Annotated in this window: 2 protein-coding genes; both read right to left on the minus strand. The window is 55.2% G+C overall.

Translation table 11 applies throughout. The annotated features are described in order from the left end of the window. Positions 1–685 (minus strand): universal stress protein (locus tag QWI17_RS23535; RefSeq protein ID WP_302724986.1); only part of this gene is annotated, 685 nt, incomplete at its 3' end. Between the two features lie 11 nt (positions 686–696). Then, positions 697–1,182 (minus strand): STAS domain-containing protein (locus tag QWI17_RS23540; RefSeq protein WP_302724987.1); only part of this gene is annotated, 486 nt, incomplete at its 5' end.

Genomic DNA, 1,182 nt, shown 5'->3' on the forward strand with positions numbered 1-1,182 from the left:
GGATCTCGGAATGCACCAGCGAGCCGGAAGACGCAAGCGTGGTTCGTGCCTTCTCCAGCGCGTTCTGGTTGTCTTCAGAATCCGTTCCAACCATGACGATATGAATTGGCAGGCCTTCGCACAGCGGGCTTGAAGCAAGCATCTGTAAGGTCTTGTGGCCTGTTGCGCTGCCGTCAAATGCCACCATGACCGTTTCAGGTTTCCTGAAATGGCTGGTTGTAATCAGGGTGGGGCGGTGGATAGTTCGGACTATCGCTTCAATCTGGCTGCCAAGACTTTGGGCACTGCGCGTGCTGTCCTCACCGACTCTTCCAATCACCAGTAACCGAATATCGTCTTGGAGATCGCTCAGGCTCTCGACGAGATGGCCATGGTGCTGCTTCATATCAGGTGACATGGCGCCAGAGTGAACTGTTCGCTCGCGAGCTTTTTCAAGCATGTGCTGCCCATGCTCCAACGCCAGTTTTGCCCGCTGCGCATCCAGCATGGCCAACTCTTCCAGCAGATGTTCTCTGCTACCGAGACCGATATTGCCGCTGAGGTCAGCGGATGCAGGATATTTCTCCTTATCCAGCACATGAAGCAAGGTCAGGGGAGCGCTGAGTCGTTGCGAGGCCCATGCTGCGTAATCGCAGACCGCCAATGAGGATTGTGAGTTATCAATGCATGCCATTACGCGGGTCATTGTCGTTCTCCTTAGTGGCTCATGAGCTTGTCGATGGCACCGGGTTTGTCATGCACGCCGAAGCGGTCAACGATTGTCGCGCTGGCTTCATTGAGACCGAGCACTTCAACCTCAGCGCCTTCGCGTCGGAACTTGATCACGACCTTATCCAGCGCTGCGACGGCGGTGATATCCCAGAAATGCGCCTGTGTGAGATCGATGGTGACCTTGTTGAGCGCCTCCTTGAAGTCAAAAACCTCAGTGAACTTGTCCGCAGAGCTAAAGAACACCTGGCCCACGACGCGGTAAGTCCGATGCGATTTCGTCTCTTCAAGAGTGCTCTTGATATCCAGGTAGTGCCCGACCTTGTTTGCGAAGAACAGGGAGGCCAGCAGCACACCTACCAGTACGCCGTAAGCCAGATTGTGAGTGGCCACGACGACCACGACGGTCGCCACCATGACGAGGTTGGTCGACAGCGGATGCTCTTTCAGATTACGCAAGGAATCCCAGCTAAA

The sequence above is a fragment of the Gilvimarinus gilvus genome, from assembly GCF_030518155.1.
GTDB lineage: Bacteria > Pseudomonadota > Gammaproteobacteria > Pseudomonadales > Cellvibrionaceae > Gilvimarinus > Gilvimarinus gilvus.